The sequence below is a fragment of the Sharpea porci genome (assembly GCF_009695655.1).
In the GTDB taxonomy this organism is placed as follows: domain Bacteria; phylum Bacillota_I; class Bacilli_A; order Erysipelotrichales; family Coprobacillaceae; genus Sharpea; species Sharpea porci.
The window spans coordinates 22,606-41,440 of the sequence record NZ_VUNM01000024.1 but is presented as its reverse complement, the minus strand read 5'-3'; the positions used below and the strand labels follow the sequence as shown (position 1 = coordinate 41,440).

At 37.6% G+C, this 18,835-nt stretch carries 18 protein-coding genes; 14 read left to right on the top strand and 4 right to left on the bottom strand.

Annotation, left to right across the window (positions count from 1 at the left end; genetic code table 11):
- Positions 1-130 precede the first annotated feature (130 nt).
- On the bottom strand, positions 131-709 hold the full coding sequence (locus FYJ79_RS09520) for a cytidylate kinase-like family protein (RefSeq protein ID WP_154517436.1): 579 nt from the start codon (positions 707-709) through the stop codon (positions 131-133).
- Between the two features lie 108 nt (positions 710-817).
- Between FYJ79_RS09520 and FYJ79_RS09515 the strand changes: the two genes are divergently transcribed.
- Positions 818-1,570: an MBL fold metallo-hydrolase gene (locus FYJ79_RS09515; protein WP_154517433.1), complete on the top strand. Its 753-nt coding sequence runs from the start codon at positions 818-820 to the stop codon at positions 1,568-1,570.
- Positions 1,560-2,039 carry a 23S rRNA (pseudouridine(1915)-N(3))-methyltransferase RlmH gene (gene rlmH / locus FYJ79_RS09510; RefSeq protein WP_154517430.1) on the top strand — a complete coding sequence of 160 codons (480 nt, stop codon included), beginning with the start codon at positions 1,560-1,562 and terminating at the stop codon, positions 2,037-2,039. The genes FYJ79_RS09515 and rlmH overlap by 11 nt, the downstream gene beginning before the upstream one ends.
- A gap of 30 nt (positions 2,040-2,069) precedes the next feature.
- Here the strand turns inward: rlmH and FYJ79_RS09505 are convergent, their stop codons facing one another.
- Entirely contained in the window at positions 2,070-4,139 is a 2,070-nt protein-coding gene (locus FYJ79_RS09505; RefSeq protein WP_154517427.1) for an elongation factor G, read from the bottom strand.
- 189 nt (positions 4,140-4,328) lie between these two features.
- Here FYJ79_RS09505 and FYJ79_RS09500 point away from each other — a divergent pair, with 189 nt between their 5' ends.
- From FYJ79_RS09500 to FYJ79_RS09445, 12 genes are all read left to right on the top strand, one after another.
- Positions 4,329-4,622, top strand: coding sequence for a hypothetical protein (locus FYJ79_RS09500; RefSeq protein WP_154517424.1), 294 nt, complete (start codon positions 4,329-4,331; stop codon positions 4,620-4,622).
- On the top strand, positions 4,609-5,091 hold the full coding sequence (locus FYJ79_RS09495; RefSeq protein WP_154517421.1) for a peptidylprolyl isomerase: 483 nt from the start codon (positions 4,609-4,611) through the stop codon (positions 5,089-5,091). Before FYJ79_RS09500 ends, FYJ79_RS09495 begins: the two co-directional genes overlap by 14 nt.
- 14 nt (positions 5,092-5,105) lie before the next feature.
- Positions 5,106-6,122: a UDP-glucose 4-epimerase GalE gene (gene galE, locus FYJ79_RS09490; protein ID WP_154517418.1), complete on the top strand. Its 1,017-nt coding sequence runs from the start codon at positions 5,106-5,108 to the stop codon at positions 6,120-6,122.
- A gap of 268 nt (positions 6,123-6,390) precedes the next feature.
- Positions 6,391-7,005 carry a GyrI-like domain-containing protein gene (locus FYJ79_RS09485; RefSeq protein ID WP_074731610.1) on the top strand — a complete coding sequence of 205 codons (615 nt, stop codon included), beginning with the start codon at positions 6,391-6,393 and terminating at the stop codon, positions 7,003-7,005.
- 62 nt (positions 7,006-7,067) lie between these two features.
- On the top strand, positions 7,068-7,823 hold the full coding sequence (locus FYJ79_RS09480; RefSeq protein WP_154517415.1) for an exodeoxyribonuclease III: 756 nt from the start codon (positions 7,068-7,070) through the stop codon (positions 7,821-7,823).
- Positions 7,823-8,371, top strand: coding sequence for a phosphodiesterase (yfcE, locus tag FYJ79_RS09475; RefSeq protein WP_154517442.1), 549 nt, complete (start codon positions 7,823-7,825; stop codon positions 8,369-8,371). Before FYJ79_RS09480 ends, yfcE begins: the two co-directional genes overlap by 1 nt.
- A 57-nt stretch (positions 8,372-8,428) precedes the next feature.
- The gene (locus tag FYJ79_RS09470) at positions 8,429-9,136 is read left to right on the top strand and encodes a GntR family transcriptional regulator (protein ID WP_154517412.1); all 708 of its coding nucleotides are present in this window, start codon (positions 8,429-8,431) and stop codon (positions 9,134-9,136) included.
- Positions 9,137-9,191: 55 nt separating this feature from the next.
- Positions 9,192-9,713: a hypothetical protein gene (locus tag FYJ79_RS09465; RefSeq protein WP_154517410.1), complete on the top strand. Its 522-nt coding sequence runs from the start codon at positions 9,192-9,194 to the stop codon at positions 9,711-9,713.
- Between the two features lie 225 nt (positions 9,714-9,938).
- Positions 9,939-11,399, top strand: a complete 1,461-nt coding sequence (locus tag FYJ79_RS09460; RefSeq protein WP_154517407.1) for a PTS sugar transporter subunit IIC — start codon at positions 9,939-9,941, stop codon at positions 11,397-11,399.
- Between the two features lie 118 nt (positions 11,400-11,517).
- Entirely contained in the window at positions 11,518-13,599 is a 2,082-nt protein-coding gene (locus FYJ79_RS09455) for a glutamine synthetase III family protein (RefSeq protein ID WP_154517404.1), read from the top strand.
- Positions 13,600-13,677: 78 nt separating this feature from the next.
- Positions 13,678-14,142 carry a GNAT family N-acetyltransferase gene (locus tag FYJ79_RS09450; RefSeq protein WP_154517401.1) on the top strand — a complete coding sequence of 155 codons (465 nt, stop codon included), beginning with the start codon at positions 13,678-13,680 and terminating at the stop codon, positions 14,140-14,142.
- 17 nt (positions 14,143-14,159) lie between these two features.
- A complete protein-coding gene (locus tag FYJ79_RS09445; protein WP_154517398.1) occupies positions 14,160-14,585 on the top strand; it encodes a VanZ family protein in 426 nt (141 codons plus the stop codon).
- Between the two features lie 15 nt (positions 14,586-14,600).
- Here FYJ79_RS09445 and FYJ79_RS09440 read toward each other — a convergent pair whose 3' ends face one another.
- Both FYJ79_RS09440 and abc-f read right to left on the bottom strand, forming a co-directional pair.
- On the bottom strand, positions 14,601-16,865 hold the full coding sequence (locus FYJ79_RS09440) for a hydratase (protein ID WP_154517395.1): 2,265 nt from the start codon (positions 16,863-16,865) through the stop codon (positions 14,601-14,603).
- A gap of 112 nt (positions 16,866-16,977) precedes the next feature.
- The gene (gene abc-f, locus FYJ79_RS09435) at positions 16,978-18,834 is read right to left on the bottom strand and encodes a ribosomal protection-like ABC-F family protein (protein ID WP_154517391.1); all 1,857 of its coding nucleotides are present in this window, start codon (positions 18,832-18,834) and stop codon (positions 16,978-16,980) included.
- Position 18,835 lies beyond the last annotated feature (1 nt).

Here is an 18,835-nt window from a genome sequence, read left to right as displayed (position 1 = left end):
CCATATGAGATGGTGTTTTTTTATGCCTGTATATTGCAGAAATCCTCTATCACTCATGGAATCGAAGATGAAAAAGAGATCTGCTTAGCAGACCTCAAAATATTTAGTTATTTCGGGACATTCCCTTATATTATAGTTTCTTATACATTTCAACAATAATATTAGCTGTCTCATCTAAACCATAATCACTGTTGATTGTCAAATCAAAATTCTTGAGATTACCCCATTTATTTGTAGTGTAGTAATTATAGTAGTTTGCACGCTTCTTATCCATAGTTTTGACTTTCTTGCGTACATCACCTTCGTCTTCCTTATACATCTCTTCAACACGCTTACAACGTGAATCAAATGGTGCATGAATGAAGACTTTTAAGACTTGATCATAGTCTTCGAGAATATAATCAGCACATCCATTGACAATGATACAGCTTTCCTGGTTAGCTATATGGCGGATAACCTTGCTTTGTGTCGCAAAGACCTGATCATTGAGAGGCATCTGGAAACTGCCACCAGCCATAGAATAAAGGAAGCCAGAACTTCTCTCTTCGCTTGCTTTACGAATGGTATCAATATCAAAACCAAGCTCCTTTGCAGCTAAATCAATAATTTGGTTATCATAGTAAACAAGACCTAACTTTTCAGCAACTTTTTGGGCTATTATACGTCCACCACTACCATATTCTCTCGCAATTGTGATTATTTTACTCATAGAAAAGCCCTCCTTGTACCTTTATTTTATCACAAAGAGGTTTGAATGGTATGGATTTTCGCAATTGTCTCAAAACTTAATTATGGTATAATCAAACAGGTGATAAAAATGAAATATTATGTACTTGCAAGTGGCTCTAAAGGCAATGCCACTTTGATTGAAGAAAATGGCACAGGTATACTTATTGACTGTGGTATTACAAAAAAACAACTTCATTTTAAGCTTAATGAACTAGGCTTAAGTGAAGATGACATTGACTATGTTTTCTTAACACATGATCACTATGATCATTCAAAAAACATTCATACTTTCCCTAAAGATAAGATCTATACAGCTAAAGGGAATCTTGAAGATGTTGATAACCAGCATGAATTAATTCCCTATCAGGAATATACATTTGGTTCTCTTCAAGTCTTTGTCTTGCGCATTTCCCATGATGCGACAAACCCCATAGCTTTTATTTTCAAGGGAGAAGAAAGCTTACTTTATATGACGGATACAGGCTATGTTAGTCAACGTAATCGTGATCTGATTCATGATTTGAATTATTATATTATTGAAAGTAATCATGATATTGGTATGTTGATGAATACAAGAAGACCTCTTGTCTTAAAGAATCGCATTCTTGGTGATACAGGACATCTCAATAATGAATATTCAGCTCGTGTAATGGCGGAAGTGATTGGCCCACATACAAAAGAGATTACTTTAGCCCATCTTTCACAAGAAGCTAATACACCGGAATTGGCTTTAAATACTTATTATATGGTCTTTGATGATTTACATATTGATTTTGATAAGAAAATGATACGTTGTGCGGATCAGGTGCATGTCTTAGTAGGAGGATTAGATGAAGATTAGAGTGATTGCTGTAGGGAAGTTGAAAGAGAAATATCTGAAAGAAGGTATTGCAGAGTACAGCAAGAGATTACAGGGATATTGTGATTTTGAGTTGATTGAAGTGGCTGATGAACGTATCCCCCAACATCCATCACTAGCCCAAGAGGCATTGGTTAAAGCTAAAGAGGGAAGAAGAATCTTGGATCATGTGAAAGAAAGAGATTATATGGTGCTTTTGGATGTTTCTTCTAAGCAGCTAGACTCCCTTCATTTTGCCCAAAAACTTCATGATATTATGCTTTCAGGCTATAGTACAATTGATTTTGTCATTGGTGGTTCATTAGGACATGGTGATGAGATACAAGAACGTGCTAATATGAAACTCTCTTTCTCTAAGATGACAATGCCCCACCAGCTCTTCCGTCTTGTTCTTGTTGAACAGATTTATCGTGCTTGTAAGATCAACAATAATGAAACCTATCATAAATAAAAAGCTATCCTTTAAAGATAGCTTTTTATTTTATTCGACTTTATCCTTGCGAGCTTCAATAACACGTTCCTGCAAATATTTATCCATATATTCATAATCAAGGAATGCTTCTGTGAAGTAGCCAGAACCCTGGGTCATGCTCTTGAGATCAATCGCAAAATTCATGACTTCCGCCTGTGGTGCTTCGGCTGTAATCTTCATCAGACCATCATCAAGAATTTCCTGTCCGATGACACGTGAACGATGCTTGTTGAAATAGCTCATGATATCACCAAGATACGATTCTTCACATACAGCATTGATTGTTACATAAGGTTCAAGAAGAATTGGATTGGCTTTTGGTAAAGCGGCCTTGAAGCACATGAGCGTGGCTGTCTTGAAGGCTTGTTCACTCGAATCAACAGGATGGTATGAACCATCAAGGAGTGTTGCTTTAATGCCAAGAACTGGATAGCCGGCAAGAACACCATGTTGAACAGCTTCCGCTAAGCCTTTTTCAACAGCTGGGAAGTATGACTTAGGAACAGCTCCACCAAAGACTTCTTCAGTAAAGACATAAGGCGTATCATAGTCATGAGTTGGCTCGAACTTGATTTCTACATCACCATACTGACCATGGCCACCTGTCTGTTTCTTATATTTAGTACGATGTGTGATTTCATTTCTAATTGTTTCTCTGAAACATAATGTAATATCGGATAATGTTACTTCAACATTATATTTATCTTTCAAACGATCCACAACCGTACTCAAATGAATATCACCTAAACCATAGAGACATTGTTCAGCAGTTTCAGCATTGGTTTCAAAGCGAAGTGTTGGATCTTCTTCCAAGAAACGATTAAGAGCAGCCGAAATCTTATCTTCATTTGCCTTACCAACAGGTTTAAGTGCTTTACCATAATATGGCTTAGGGAATTGAATTGGTTCAACAACATACTGATATCCTGAAACATTCAAGACATCATTAGTATGTGTGTCATCAAGTTTCATAACAGCCCCAATATCACCGGCGTGCAGAACTCCCGTTTCTTCCATTTTCTTACCTGTCATGATATAGATCTTTGCAAAGTCTTCTTCACGGCCATTACGCATATTGACGAGCTTCATGCCTGCTGTAACATGTCCAGTTAAGACTTTAAAAATGGAAATATGTCCAGCAAATGGATCAGCAATCGTCTTAAAAACATGGATGGACGTTGGTCGACCTTCATCATATCCAGCAATATCTTCTTCACCACTCTGTTTGTTTGTGATAATGAAAGAATTCACTGTATCACCAGCAGCAGGGAAGAAAGCAACAATCGAATTCAGTAATTGTTGGATACCGATCGTATTTGTACCACAAAGAACAGGTATCAATGAATGCTTAATAACACCTTCTCTTAAAGCTAAAGAAATTTCTTCTTTTGTGAATGGCTCTTCAGCAAGATATTTATCCAATAAATCATCGCTTGTATTCGCAACGGCTTCATCAATCATGTCCTTAACTGGTTGAATAAGGTCATCCATACCTTCAGGAATAGGACAAGGTTTTGTTTCAGTGCCTTCAAAGCGACGACCTTCCATCTTAGCTACATTGACATAGCCCACCATCTTGTTATTTTCCATGATTGGAACCTGGATAGGGGCTACCTGACGGCCATAGACATCCTGAAGTTCTTTTAGTTTTTCATGATAATCATTGTTTGGATAATCAATATTATTGATATATATGATTTTAGCTTTATCATGGGCTCTATACATAGCCTGCTTAGTGCCTGTTGTCAGACCTTTTGTGGCTGGTACGACAATAACTGCACTTTCTGATACAGCCAGTGCAGCCTGGACTTCACCTTGGAAGTCATAGGCACCCGGTGTATCCAAGAGATTGATCTTACAGTTCTGCCATTCCAATGGAATAACAGAAAGTGACATTGATGATTGTCTTTTCTTTTCTTCATCATCAAAATCAGAAATGGTATTGCCTTGTTTAATTGTTCCGATCTGGCTTACCTTACCACTACGGTAAGCCATAGCCTCAATGACGCTAGTCTTCCCACTTCCTGAGTGGCCCAAGATTGCGACATTGCCTATTTCATCGGAGTGATAGTCTCTCATTAGTAATCCCTCCTTGTATAAAATAATGAAATGACTTTTATACAAATATGATACCACGTCCCATTCCTATATGAAAACGTTTACAAATATTTTTTAAAAACTTTTCTAAAAAAGATATTGTACCAATGAGAATACATGCGTGATTAATAAGTTTAATAGTGGTATGATGTTGGGGTAGGAGGATGGCCTATGGATTTTATTGGCATGGGATTATTGGTAGCTTTATTTGTTGTGAATGCGTTGGCAATTGATTTCATTTATAATGAAAAATATAAGCGCGCAGGATTTTTGAATATTGCTGCACTGTGTTTAACTGTAGCTTTAGCTTACAATTTCAAACAAATGGAAGATATTATGAAAGTCTTTCTAGTGCTTGTCATTGTCGCTATTGCCTTCTTTGTGCTGAGATTTGTATTGCATCAAAGAAAGGCCAAGAAAACAAAAATAGAAACACAAACAGGAGAAGAAGATGAAAACAATTAATTTTGAAATTGAGATGGAAGATGGCGCTATTATGAAGGGCGAACTCTATCCTGAAATTGCCCCAATCACAGTTGAGAACTTCGTGAATCTTTGTAATGAACATTTTTATCAGGGACTTATTTTCCACCGCGTTATTCCTGGCTTTATGATTCAAGGTGGAGGTGTCGATCGTAACCTCAAAGGCAAAGAAGCCAAAAGTATCAAGGGTGAATTTGCATCCAACGGTGTTAAGAATGACCTCAAACATACAAGAGGCGTGATTTCTATGGCGAGAACTATGATTCCTGATAGTGCAAGCTCACAATTCTTTATCATGCATCAGGATGCACCACATCTTGATGGTGAATATGCGGCTTTTGGAAAAGTCTTAGAAGGCTTGGATGAAGTTGACAAGATTGCCAATGTCAGAAGAGATTTCAGAGACTGCCCTTATGAAGCACAGGTTATTAAGGATATTCGTATTTTATAGGAGGAAAGAAGAGGATGAAGGTATTATTAGCAGGTGGAGCTGGTTATATTGGCTCCCATACAGCATTAACTTTAACTGAGGCTGGTCATGAAGTTATTATTGTTGATAATTATGATAATTCTTGTGAAGAAGCTATTTTACGTGTTGAAGAATTAGTTGGTAAGAAGATTAAGCATTATGAAGCTGATGTGAAGGATACTGTTACTTTAGACAAGATCTTTAAAGAAAATGATATTGATTGTGTGATTCACTTTGCTGGATTAAAGGCTGTTGGTGAATCTGTAGTCAAGCCAATTGAATATTATCGTAACAACATTGATACAACATTATCATTACTTGAAACAATGCGTGCTAACGATGTCCATAATTTTGTCTTCTCATCAAGTGCGACAGTTTATGGTGCAGAAAATGATTCACCACTTTATGAAACAATGAAGAAGGGCACATGTACAAACCCTTATGGCTGGACAAAGTGGATGATGGAACAAATCTTAACAGATGCTGCTCATGCTGATGACAAGTTATCAGTTGTCTTGTTAAGATATTTCAACCCTATTGGTGCTCATGAAAGTGGACGTATTGGGGAAGATCCAACAGGTATTCCTAATAACTTAATGCCATATGTTACACAGACAGCTGTTGGTATTCGTGATCATTTAACAATCTTTGGTGGTGACTATGATACACCTGATGGTACATGTCAGCGTGACTATATTCATGTCATGGACTTAGCTGATGGTCATGTGAAGGCTGTTGAATATGCTGCTACACGTAAGGGTGTTGATATTATTAACCTTGGCACTGGTACACCATACTCGGTTCTTGATATCGTTCATGCCTTTGAAAAAGCAAACAATTTGAAATTAAAATATGAAATTGGACCAAGACGTGCAGGTGATTTGGCTGTATGTTATAGTAATGCAGATAAGGCTAAAGAAGTTCTTGGCTGGGAAGCTAAACGTAATCTTGAAGATATGTGTCGTGATAGCTGGAACTGGCAGAAAAACAATCCAAATGGTTATAAAAAGTAGAATGGAGCAATCCATTCTCTTTTTTCTTTCTAGATAATCGAAATGATTGTCTTTTTTTAAGTACTATTATATGTTGAAAGATGAATACAAAAGGCATATAATAATTAAGTTGCTGTGGCAAGATTATTGATCTTTGAATATGTAATGTGTATATTAGATTTAGTAAAAAGATGAATAGATATGAATAATTCTTTTATATCCTAAAAATATAATGAAATAAGTTTGCATTTTTGTTATAATATGGAAGTGTTGAGAAGGTGGTGCGATTGTGAAAGAAGGAATTAGACGTGAATACAAGAAGCAGTATGACGCCTCGACAAAGAAAATAGATATTGTGAATGTGCCTGAATTTAATTTTATTATGGTTGATGGGATTGGTAATCCTAAGGTGGAAGAATTCAAATTAAAGAGTGAAGCCTTACGTATCATGAGCCAGGAAATTAGAGAATATTTCAAGAAAGAAAAAGACTTACTTTATCTTTTATCGCCCTTGGAAGGCTTATGGGATACATATGATAATTCACGGTTTGATGTGACACGTAAGAAAATGATCAAGTTTACACTCATGATGGCACAACCTAAATTACTTGATCAGACAACATTTGAAATCATCAAACAGTCAGTTGCCAACAAGAAAGATAATCCTTATATCATCGATATTTATTTAAAGAAGTTTGAAGAAGGCGAATGCGTACAGATGTTACATAAGGGTGCCTATAATACAGAAATTGATACAACCAAACAAATTATGGAATTCATTACTGTACAGAATATGAAATTAACAGGATTCCATCATGAAATCTATCTCAATGATCCTAATAAGGTTGTTGAAGAAAAACTGAAAACAATTGTACGTTATGCAATTGAGGAGGATGCTGTTTAGGGGCATCCTTTTATGTTTTTGTAGAGGTTTTATGGTAAGATGATACAAAAGGAGTTGATTATATGAAATTAATATCATGGAATGTTAATGGTATTCGTGCATGTTTAAATAAAGGTTTTGAAGAGAGTTTTCATAAGCTGAATGCGGATATTTTTGCCCTACAGGAGACAAAGGCACAGCCAGAACAGATTGAGCTTGAATTTGAAGGCTATCATAAGTATGTCAATAGCGCAAAGAAGAAGGGCTATAGCGGGGTCGCTGTCTTTACAAAAATAGAACCTCTTGCTGTGACAAAAGGTATTGGCATAGAAGAACATGATCAGGAAGGACGTGTTTTAACTCTTGAATATCCTGATTTCTATTTTGTAGCTTGTTATACACCAAATAGTAAACGTGAATTAGCGAGACTGGATTATCGTATGGAATGGGAAGATGCTTTTTTAGCTTATCTTGATCATCTCAAGGAAAAGAAGTCAGTCATTCTATGTGGTGACTTAAATGTAGCTCATGAAGAAATTGACTTAAAGAACCCAAAGACAAATCATAAGAATGCAGGATTTAGTGATGAAGAAAGAGCTAAGATGACAGAGTTGCTTTCCCATGGTTATATCGATACTTATCGTTATTTCTATCCTGATCAAGAAGGTATTTATTCTTGGTGGAGTTATATGTTTAAGGCAAGGGAGAAGAATGCTGGATGGCGTATTGATTATTTTATTGTTTCTGATGATTTAAAGGATCAGCTTGTTGATGCGTATATTTATACAGATATCATGGGCAGTGATCATTGTCCTGTTGGTTTGGAGGTGAATTTGTGATGAAATTTATGATGATTTCTGATATTCATGGTGACTATAGTGCGCTTAAGAGAGTGCTGGATGTGTATGATCAGGGAGATTTTGATAAGCTTGTCATTTTAGGCGATATTCTCTACCACGGGCCAAGAAATGACTTGCCTGAAGGCTATGCACCTAAGAAATGCATTCCCTTACTCAATGCCCATAAGAATGATATTATTGCGGTTAGAGGAAATTGTGATGCGGAAGTTGATCAGATGGTATTGGAATTTCCAATGCGTGCGGATTATTTAGAAATGTTTGTTGATGGACATCGATTCTATTTGACGCATGGACATCTCTATAATGAGACAAACTTCCCTCATTTAAATGCAGGTGATGTCTATTGCTTTGGACATTTCCATATCCCTCTATTAGAAAAAGAAAACAACTATTATAAAGTGAATCCGAATTCTATCTCATTACCTAAAAAAGGTGTACAATCCTACATTGTATACAATGATGAAACATTAAGTCTTTATGATTTAAACCATCAGCTTATTGATTCATTAAATATCACAAAAGGATAAAAAGACCGTGAAAGCGTTTTAAAAGTATGGTATTTTTGTAGTAGGGAGGTGTGAGTGATGGCTAAGTATCGTGATATCGCAGACCAGATTCGTGGTAAGATTATAAGCGGAGAATATACTGTTGGCACGAAACTCCCCTATGAATATGTGCTATGTGTAAATTATCATTGTAATAAAGAGACAATGAAGAAAGCCTTGGATATTCTTGTCAAAGAAGGGTTGATTATTCGTCGTCGTGGGGCTGGAACATTTGTCAAAGAGACAATGCTGCAAGAAAATATCAATCCCCAGTTTGAACGAAGTCTGACCATGCGTGTTCAGGGCAAAAAGGAAGTTACAAGCCAGGTTGTGACATTTGAAGTTATACCGGCTGATTGCTTTCTTGCCGAAAAGATGCAGATTGAAGAAGGGGATTTTATCTATCATATTATCCGTAATCGCTCACTTGATGGTGAACCTTACGTTAAAGAAATTACCTATATACCTTTGCGTATGGTCCCTAATCTTAAAATCAACGTCTTAAGACATTCTCTTTATGACTATATTTTAAATCAATTACATTTGCGCATACAAAGCTGTCATATTAATATTACATCTGCTCCTTCAACGGCGGCTGAAAGAGACTTCTTTGGCCTTCAAAAGGGAGAACCCTATATTCAGGAAGAACGAATAACTTATTTGACAACAGGATCTATTTTGGAATATTGTCTATCGCGTTATCACTATGCGCATTATGAATTTTCAACGATTCTTGTCAATTCATAATCTGTTTGATAGAATATACACTAGATGATTTGGAAAGAAAATGAGGAGTGGAGATATGGAGAAGGAATTTAAAGTAAGACCTAACTATGCCGTTGGGGTATTTAATGCAGCTGTTATTATTATGTTGGTCTTTAATTTATCAAGTTTTATTAATGGTAAACTACCAACAGCATCATTTGTATTCTATGTTATCTTTACTGCTGTATTGACATTCTATTTTATGGGCTGTCGTCCTGTCAAATATACAGTGAAAGATAAAGAAGTCATTATGCATAGAAGACTCATTCCAGATAAGAAAGTAGACTTGATTCATGCCGAGGTCATCGCTGATCCAGTTTCAAAGATGAGTGATATTGTCACTAGACCACATGCGATTGAACTCTATATGGATGATAAAGCATGTATTAAGTTCTTCCCGATGGATGCAGCTGAATTCACTGGTGCTGTATTAGGAGAAAACAAGCGTATCCATTGCACAGTTAAAGCGTATACGGATATGCACCGTAAGATTGAAAAGCGTGAGCGTAAGCAACGCCGTAAAGAAGAACGTCGAAGAAGAAGCCATATTGAAGAATAGGCTTCTTTTCTCTTTTTTTAATATTTTGAGTTTTTTAATAAAAATACATATAAAAAAGTTTCTATTGTAAGAAACGTAAAATATCTTGAAAAATCCATATATTTTTAAGAATAACTATGTTGATTGATGGAAAAGTATGGTATTTTTAAAGTAAAATTCATTGACAATTGAAAGGGCTTACCTTACAATAATGTTGTCGAAAATATTTCAAAGGGAGGAAAATTTATGGACGCATTTGCTGACACTTTGGGTCGCGTTGGTGCTTGGTTCGGTCAGAACAAATATTTGTCTGCCATCAAGAACGCATTCCAAAACTTCATGCCAGCGACTATTACTGGCGCTGTTGGTGTACTATGGACAAATGTCTTAGTCAACTCCAGCACAGGTTTAGGTAAGCTTTGGTCTCCTATTATGGCCTTAGAAGTACTAAACCCTATCTTTTCTGCTATGCAGTATGCAACTATCTCATGTATCACTATTGGTGTAACGATGTTAATCGCATCGGAAATTGCTGAAGCTAACGGTGAAACTGGATCTTATCCAGCTGTTCTTGGCTTCATCCTTTGGATGATGGTCACTCCAACTTCATTCACTGCTGGTTCTTTATCAACAACAGTTACATCAACTGGTGGTAATAATGTTTCAGTAAGCTTAGCTGACTTATTTAATTCTAAAGGCGTAGCTGCTGCTCTTGCGAAAGCTGCAAAAGCAACATTGCCTGCTGGTGATAAGTTAAAAGCTGATGCTGCTAAGGGCATTACAATTGATAGCTTTGGTTATTCAGGTATCCTTTCTAACTACACTGCAGCAACTGGTTTATTCACTGGTTTAATTGTTGCTATTGTTGGTATGGAAATCTATAATGCATTCCGTAAGAATGATGCATTAAAGATCAAGATGCCTGAACAGGTTCCACCTGGAGTTGCTAAGGCATTCGAAGTCTTAATTCCTACTGCTTTAACTGCTATTGTTGTTGGTGCTATTGGCTTAGTTGTTCAGTTAGCGACAGGTGCTGAATTGAACGCATTGATTTATAACCTCGTTCAGAAACCATTAGGTCAGGTTATCGGTGGTAACATTGTTGCCTTAAGCTTCATGTATATCATCATCATGTTATTCTGGTGCGTAGGTATTCATGGTAACAACATGTTAGCTGCCATCAAGGAACCTATCTTAAGACCATTACTTTACGAGAATACTGCTGCTTATACAGCTGGTAAAGAACCACCTAATGTATTCAACTTAACAATGTGTCAGGGCTTCGCTGAATGGGGCGGTTCTGGTGTAACTCTTGGCTTAGTATTCGCTATCTTATTATTCTCTAGACGTGAAGATAACAGAACAATCGCTGGTATCTCATTAGTTCCAGGTTTATTCAATATCAACGAAACTATGACATTCGGTTTACCACTTGTATTAAACCCAATCTTAGACATTCCATTCATCTTTGCACCAGTTATCACATTGATTATTGGTTATATCTTAACAATTAGTGGATTCTGTCCTAAAGTTGTCCTTGAAGTTCCATGGACAATGCCACCAGTTATCTTCATGTTTGTAGCAACAGGTGGTAAGATTATGGGTGCTGTTTCACAGTTAATCGTTATTGCTGTTTCTACACTTGTGTACATTCCATTCTTATTAGCTTACGAACGTACACAGAACAAGCAGTCAGCTGCTGAATAGTATGTTGATGAGAAGAGTGAATATTCACTCTTCTTTTTTTGATTTATGAAAACTCTGGATTTTTGTATACAAAATGTATTTTATCATTATAATAGTGGACAAAAGGAGAATAATGAAAATGGATATGGATTCTTTACTTGAACAATATGGTTCTTTAACATTCTCAGATGAGGTCTTAAAGGGCCGTATTCCCAAGTCTACTTATAAGGCTTTTCATGAGTCACTAGAGAAAGATGAGCCACTCTCAAAGGAGACTGCTACAGTCATTGCGAACGCAATGAAAATTTGGGCTGTTGAACACGGGGCAACACATTTCACCCACTGGTTTACACCTATGACTGGCCTTACTGCTGAAAAACATGATGCGTTCTTAGAACCTGATGGTGAACATGCGGTTCTTGAATTTAGCGGTAAGACATTACGTAAGGGTGAACCTGATGCATCAAGTTTTCCAAGTGGTGGCTTGCGTGCGACTTTTGAAGCAAGAGGTTATACTTCATGGGATTGTACATCACCTGCTTTTGTGAAGAATGGATCACTTTATATTCCAACTCTCTTCTGCTCATATACAGGTGAAGCACTTGATGAAAAAACACCACTCTTAAGATCACTAGAAGCATTGAATCGTTCAGCACTTCGTCTTATGCCAGCACTTGGCTTGGATGATGTTAAGCATGTTAGAGCTTCAGTAGGGGCGGAACAGGAATATTTCTTAGTACCTGATGAATATTATCAGAAACGTATTGACTTAAAGTTGACTGGTCGTACGCTCTTTGGGGCAATGGCTCCTAAGGGACAGGAATTGAGTGATCATTATTTTGGCTCAATTAAGCGTAAGGTTGGCGCCTTTATGAAGGAATTAGACCAGGAATTATGGAAGTATGGTATTCCTTCCAAGACAAAGCATAACGAAGTAGCACCTGCACAGCATGAAGTGGCTTGTGTTTATGCGGCATGTAATATTACTGCTGACAATAACCATCTTCTTATGCAATTAGCACAGGATATTGCGAAAAAGCATGGCTTAAGATGTTTATTACATGAAAAACCATTTGATGGTGTGAATGGCTCAGGTAAACATAACAACTGGTCAATCACAACAGATACAGGTGTCAATCTCTTTAATCCAGGAAAGGATCCATTACATAACTTACCATTCCTGGCAACATTGGCATGTACGATAAAAGGTGTTGATGAATATGCAGAACTTCTCAGACTTTCAGCAGCGAGCGCCGGTAATGATCATCGTTTAGGGGCTGATGAAGCACCACCTGCCATCGTTTCGATGTTCTTAGGTGATGACTTGGATGCAGTTGTCAACCATATCATTCGTCATGAAGATGCGAAAGAAGAAAGCCATGAAAGATTCCAGACAGGTGTTTCTGTCATTCCAACATTCTCAAAAGATACAACAGACCGTAATAGAACATCACCATTTGCTTTTACAGGCAACAAGTTTGAATTCCGTGCTGTCGGCAGCGCCCAGTCCATCTCAAGCGCCAACACTGTCCTCAATACAATGATGGCCCAGGAAATGGATGAAATGTGTAATCGTATTGAAGCAGGTGAAGATATTATGGATGTCATTCGTTCATTCTTTAAAGAACATCAGCGTATTATCTTCAATGGTGATGGTTATTCTGAAGCATGGCAAGAAGAAGCAATGCGCAGAGGCTTACCAAACAACCGTAATACTGTTGATGCAGTGAAATGTTTAAATGAAGAACGCTATATCCAGCTATTTGAAAAACAGGGTGTCTATACCCGTACAGAAATTGCTTCTCGTTATGATATTCGTCTTGATAATTATGTGAAGACGATTCAGGTTGAAGCTTTGACAGCTAAACGTATGGCTCAGAATCAGCTTTATCCTGCTGTACTACGCTATATAGGTCAGATCAGTGAAGATGCAAGTGGCTTAAAAGCTAATGGCATTGAGAATGATTTCTTGGTTGATGATCTTGCCCAGCTAGCGAGTGGGGCTAAAAAGATGAAAGAAGAGATGCAGGCATTGGAACAGGCCATTCTTAAAGCCCAGAGTTTTGCGAATCGTGAAAAGATGGAAGAAGCAGTAGCTTGGCGTGATGATGTCTTGCCTGCCATGAATGCTTTACGTGCAACGACTGATCATCTTGAAACAATGGTTGCGGATGGCAACTGGCCAATTCCAAACTATACAGATTTATTATTTGGTATCTAAAATAGAAAAAGGAGCATGTCTCCTTTTTTTTTAGGTGTGAGTTTGATATAATTAGTAGTACGTTAGGGGGTAATGCGTATGAGAATCAGATTATATAATCGAATGGATTTAGATGATGTTCTAAAATTATATTATGATACAGTTCATAACGTCTGTGCGCAGGATTATTCTCTTGAAGAACTTGATGCCATGGCACCCGAAAAGCCTAATATCTATCATTGGGAAACATCCTTAGAAAAGAACCATACCATCGTAGCTGTTAATGATGAGGATGATATTATTGGCTTTGGGAATATTGGACAGACAGGTTTCTTAGATCGTTTATATGTTGATAAGGACTATCTGCATCAGGGTGTGGCAAGTGCACTTGTCAAGCATCTTGAAAATTATGCAAAAGTCAATGGCAACAATATTATTGATACGATTTCAACAATTTCCTCAGAAGACTTCTTTAAGAAGTTAGGATATAAGACTCTTAGTGAAGATATTAGTGAACTAAGAGGAGAAAGAATTGTGGGGTATGCAATGGAAAAGAAGCTCTAAGCTTCTTTTTAAATGTTATGAAGAAATTACGTTATTATTTACCATCAATCTGTATGTTAGTAGTGATATTTGGGTTTTCAAGCCAGAATGGCCATCAATCAGGATCATTGTCTGATGCCATTTATTATAGCTTGAATGCCTTAGTCACATTGCCTTTTTCTAAAGACAGTATGGTCTTTGTGATACGCAAATGTGCCCATATGACAGAGTTTGGCCTACTTGCCTTAACGTTCTATTATGGCATGTATAAGAATGGCCATACAAAGCTATTCATGAAAGCACTCTTGTTGACATTTATTTTTGCCTGCATGGATGAATTTCATCAGCTTTTTATAAGCGGAAGGGCAGGACAGTTCAGAGATGTCCTTATTGATACAACGGGTGGATTGCTATTTTTATCCCTTTTACAATTGATCAGATATCTAAAAAGATCGAACTCTTAATGAGCTCGATCTTTTTTAGTGACGTTTGTTTTTATTGAAGTTGATCAGACATCCTGCCTTGACAATTTCACGTTCATCATGTGTCATATCCTGAATATAAAGCTTGATTGGTTTCGCATGACCATTCTTGATGACATAGGCTTTAATATGGCTTAAGTCGCCATCAAGAATTGTTCTGATATGTGGCACATAGATATAATCATCAACATCTAATACATCAGCAGAACCATCAAGATGGAAAGGAATCATCCCCCAGTTCATGCAGTTAGAGCGATAGCGCTTTGTGGCATATTCTTGAGTAATATTCGCAAGACCGCCAAGAACACGCTGACAGCTTGCTGCCTGTTCTCTTGCACTGCCATCTCCTGGCTTATTGGCATAGAGCACTGAACCAATTTCAACATCCAATGGATTGACATCATCAATTGTCTTGATCACATCAAAGACTTCTTTAAGTTCAGGAGCGATTTCTCCTTTTTTACGTAAATCTTCAAGATCACGAATAGCCTTGGCATGAGGCACATATTCTGGATCACGACGGCTTAATGTGAATTCTGCTAAGCCAAGTGGGTTAGAACGATAAGAAGAAGTTTCTCCACTAGGAATAAGTTCATCCGTTGTTGTGACATCATCTTCAATCTTGCTGGCAACTTTAAGAAGAATATTTTCACTTAAAGCTTCCTGTTCAGGCCAGTCTTTGATATTAGGGCCAAAGCGCAATGCCTGTTCTTCATGGGCATGTTTAAAGCCGTTGTAGACACGTGCTTGATAAGAACGATCATCATAGTTATATTCTGGTACATCGCCCCAGCAATCTAAGTGCTCAGCACTTGTCAAAATACCACCATTGGCAGCTGTTGCCGCAATACTTCTTGCATCCATCAAAGCGACCGCACTCATCTGACCAGCTCCAGGCTTGCTGCCTTCACGGTTTGGGAAGTTACGCGTTGTATGACGAATCGAAAGGGCATTGTTGGCAGGGGTATCACCGGCACCAAAACATGGCCCACAGAAGGCACTGCGAATAATCGCTCCCGTGTCCATCAAATCAGCGAGAAGGCCTTTACGGTCTAAGTCTGTATAAACCGGCTGGCTTGATGGATAGACAGAAAGATAGAATTCATCATTACCAATACTCTTACCTTTCAAGGCATGAGCAGCTTCAACGACATTTGTATAATTACCACCAGCACATCCGGCAATCACACCTTGCTGGACTTGCAGCTTGCCATCTTTTGTAATCTTGTCCTTTAATGTAAAGTGAGCACGACCACCAGAAATACGCGCAGCTTCTTTTTCTGTCTGATCCAGAATTTCTTCTAGATTTTCATATAGTTCATCAATGGTAAAGGCATTTGATGGATGGAAAGGCAAAGCAATCATTGGCTTGATTTCATCAAGATGCACAACAACACAGCCATCATAATAAGCCACAGGAGCAGGATTTAATTCCTGATAATCTTCTTCACGATGATGCTTTTTCAAGAAGTCCAATGTATCTTCATCAGTACGCCAGATAGAAGAGAGACATGTTGTCTCTGTTGTCATAACATCAACACCATTACGATAATCCGTTGTCATAGAAGAGACACCAGGACCAATAAATTCCATGACTTTGTTTTTCACATAGCCATTCTTGAAGACTTCACGAATAATAGCCAGGGCAACATCATGTGGGCCAACCCATGGCTTAGGTGCACCATCAAGATAGATGGCGACAACACCTGGATATGTGACATCATAAGTATCTTCCAATAATTGTTTAACCAGCTCACCGCCGCCTTCACCAATCGCCATTGTACCTAATGCACCATAACGTGTATGGGAATCAGAACCAAGAATCATCTTGCCACATCCGGCAAAGTTCTCACGCATATACTGGTGAATAACGGCAATATGAGGAGGTACATAAATACCACCATATTTCTTTGCCGCACTTAAGCCAAAGAGATGGTCATCATCATTAATTGTGCCACCAACAGCACATAGTGAGTTATGACAACATGTCATAACATAAGGAAGAGGGAACTTTTCCATTCCTGATGCACGAGCTGTCTGAATAATACCAACATAAGTAATATCATGTGAAGCCATCGCATCAAACTTAATCTTTAAGTTCTGATCATCACCACTCGTATTATGCTTTGATAATATAGAGTAGGCAATGGTACCTTTGCGTGCTTCTTCTTTATTAAGAGGCTGCTTGTAATTGACAGCTTCATCTTCACTTATAATTGTCTTGCCATCGACAATAAAAACACCTTGATCATATAGCTTCATTTTGACACCTCCAAATTGTATACAATTATACTATACGCATATCTTATACGAAAGCAGTATTGATGTCCATTGTTTTGTTTTGGAATATGAAAAAAGACCTGTTGAGGCAGGTCTAAGAATTCAGTTCTTCCCATTCTTCCATAAGGTCTTCTAGTTTTTGATTGTCTTCTTCGATTTCTTTTGTGAGATCATTGTAACGCTGATAGTCATTGAGGACATCTTCGCTATTGAGTGATTCAGTCTTATGGTTGATCTCTTCTTCAAGCTGGGAAATTTCTCTTTCTAGAGATTTGATTTTATTTTTCGTTTTACGATCCATCGCAAGCTCTGTTTTGATTTGGGCAGACTGATCATTTTTGATGATTTCTTTGTGATCGACACGATGTTCGAGATAGTAGGCATAATCGCCTTTATATTCCGTAATGCCATGTTCTGACATGTCGAGAATACGGGTCGCAATCTTGTTGATGAAATAACGGTCGTGGGAGATAAAGAGAATAGTGCCTGGGAAATCAAGCAGGGCATCTTCTAGAACTTCCTTGGACTGTATATCAAGGTGGTTTGTTGGCTCATCTAAGATTAAGAAGTTATCTTTGTGAAGTAAGAGCTTCATGAGGACAATACGTCCTTTTTCACCACCTGATAAGACATCAATGGTCTTAAAGACATCATCACCTTTAAATAAGAATGTGGCACAGATATTACGTATCTCTGTATTATTCATTTGGGGATAACTGTCATGAATTTCATCAAAGATGGTATTGGCTGGATTAAGAGACATTTGTTCCTGATCATAGTAACCAATCATCACCTTCACTCCAATCTTAATCTTACCAGCTGTAGGATGGTAGTCATTGAGAATAAGATGGAAGAGGGTTGTCTTGCCGATACCATTAGGCCCAAGTAAGCCAACACGTTCATTCTTTTTGATATCAAAAGAAATATGATCAAATAAAGGATGATCAAAAGCCATTGCCAGATCAGTGACTTTCAGGACATCAAAACCACTTTCAACTTCTGGTGAGAATTGTAAGCGGATATTGGCAGGAAGGGCTTCTGGTCGTTCAAGATGTTCCATCTTAGCCAGTGCTTTTTCTTTACTTTCAGCACGTTTGATACTCTTTTCACGATTGAAGGCTTTCAAGGTATCAATGGATTCCTGCATGCGCTTGATTTCTCTCTGGTTATTCAAATAATGCTTCAGTTCAACATCACGATTATGCTTCTTAATGCGAGCATATTCTTCATAATGACATTTATAGATTGTTGAACGGCCATTCTCAATTTCCATAATGCTTGTTGTAACCTGGTCAATAAAGTAACGGTCATGCGATACAACAATCACTGCCTTATCATAATTCTTAAGATAGCCTTCTAGCCATTCGATGCTTTCAAGATCGAGATGGTTTGTTGGTTCATCAAGAAGTAATAAGTCGGGTTCACTTAAAAGCAATTGTCCAAGGGCTATTCTTGTCTTCTGGCCCCCTGAGAGTATGCCCATAGGTTTATGCCACATCGTTTCATCAAAACCTAAGCCATTAAGAATACCTTTAATATTGGATTCCATGGCATAGCCACCTTCATCATTAAAGCGTGCTTGCAGCTTATCATATTCATTCATGATTGTCTCTAAATGATCAATATCACCCATCTGCATTTCAAGTTCACGCATGCGTTTTTCAATTTGTATTAAGTTTTCAAAAGGCTCTTCTAAAGTTTCATAAATACCTTTGTCTAAGTCAAAACGATGTTCCTGGGATAAGTAACCTATTTTAACATCATTGGGGATGCTTAAACTGCCACTATCATAAGATTCATTATTCTGAATAATACGTAATAGTGTTGATTTACCAGCTCCGTTGACACCAATGATGGCCATCTTATCATGGTCATCCATCATAAAAGTAATATCCTTTAAAACATCTTTTCCATCAAAGGTCTTTGTAAGAGAAGAACAACTTATAATCATT

Excerpts from the sequence above, each read along its gene's own strand:
- FYJ79_RS09520 (WP_154517436.1), bottom strand. The coding sequence starts at position 709 with ATGAGTAAAATAATCACAATTGCGAGAGAATATGGTAGTGGTGGACGT.
- FYJ79_RS09515 (WP_154517433.1), top strand. The coding sequence starts at position 818 with ATGAAATATTATGTACTTGCAAGTGGCTCTAAAGGCAATGCCACTTTG.
- rlmH (WP_154517430.1), top strand. The coding sequence starts at position 1,560 with ATGAAGATTAGAGTGATTGCTGTAGGGAAGTTGAAAGAGAAATATCTG.
- FYJ79_RS09505 (WP_154517427.1), bottom strand. The coding sequence starts at position 4,139 with ATGAGAGACTATCACTCCGATGAAATAGGCAATGTCGCAATCTTGGGC.
- FYJ79_RS09500 (WP_154517424.1), top strand. The coding sequence starts at position 4,329 with ATGGATTTTATTGGCATGGGATTATTGGTAGCTTTATTTGTTGTGAAT.
- FYJ79_RS09495 (WP_154517421.1), top strand. The coding sequence starts at position 4,609 with ATGAAAACAATTAATTTTGAAATTGAGATGGAAGATGGCGCTATTATG.
- galE (WP_154517418.1), top strand. The coding sequence starts at position 5,106 with ATGAAGGTATTATTAGCAGGTGGAGCTGGTTATATTGGCTCCCATACA.
- FYJ79_RS09480 (WP_154517415.1), top strand. The coding sequence starts at position 7,068 with ATGAAATTAATATCATGGAATGTTAATGGTATTCGTGCATGTTTAAAT.
- yfcE (WP_154517442.1), top strand. The coding sequence starts at position 7,823 with ATGAAATTTATGATGATTTCTGATATTCATGGTGACTATAGTGCGCTT.
- FYJ79_RS09470 (WP_154517412.1), top strand. The coding sequence starts at position 8,429 with ATGGCTAAGTATCGTGATATCGCAGACCAGATTCGTGGTAAGATTATA.
- FYJ79_RS09465 (WP_154517410.1), top strand. The coding sequence starts at position 9,192 with ATGGAGAAGGAATTTAAAGTAAGACCTAACTATGCCGTTGGGGTATTT.
- FYJ79_RS09460 (WP_154517407.1), top strand. The coding sequence starts at position 9,939 with ATGGACGCATTTGCTGACACTTTGGGTCGCGTTGGTGCTTGGTTCGGT.
- FYJ79_RS09455 (WP_154517404.1), top strand. The coding sequence starts at position 11,518 with ATGGATATGGATTCTTTACTTGAACAATATGGTTCTTTAACATTCTCA.
- FYJ79_RS09450 (WP_154517401.1), top strand. The coding sequence starts at position 13,678 with ATGAGAATCAGATTATATAATCGAATGGATTTAGATGATGTTCTAAAA.
- FYJ79_RS09445 (WP_154517398.1), top strand. The coding sequence starts at position 14,160 with ATGAAGAAATTACGTTATTATTTACCATCAATCTGTATGTTAGTAGTG.
- FYJ79_RS09440 (WP_154517395.1), bottom strand. The coding sequence starts at position 16,865 with ATGAAGCTATATGATCAAGGTGTTTTTATTGTCGATGGCAAGACAATT.
- abc-f (WP_154517391.1), bottom strand. The coding sequence starts at position 18,834 with ATGATTATAAGTTGTTCTTCTCTTACAAAGACCTTTGATGGAAAAGAT.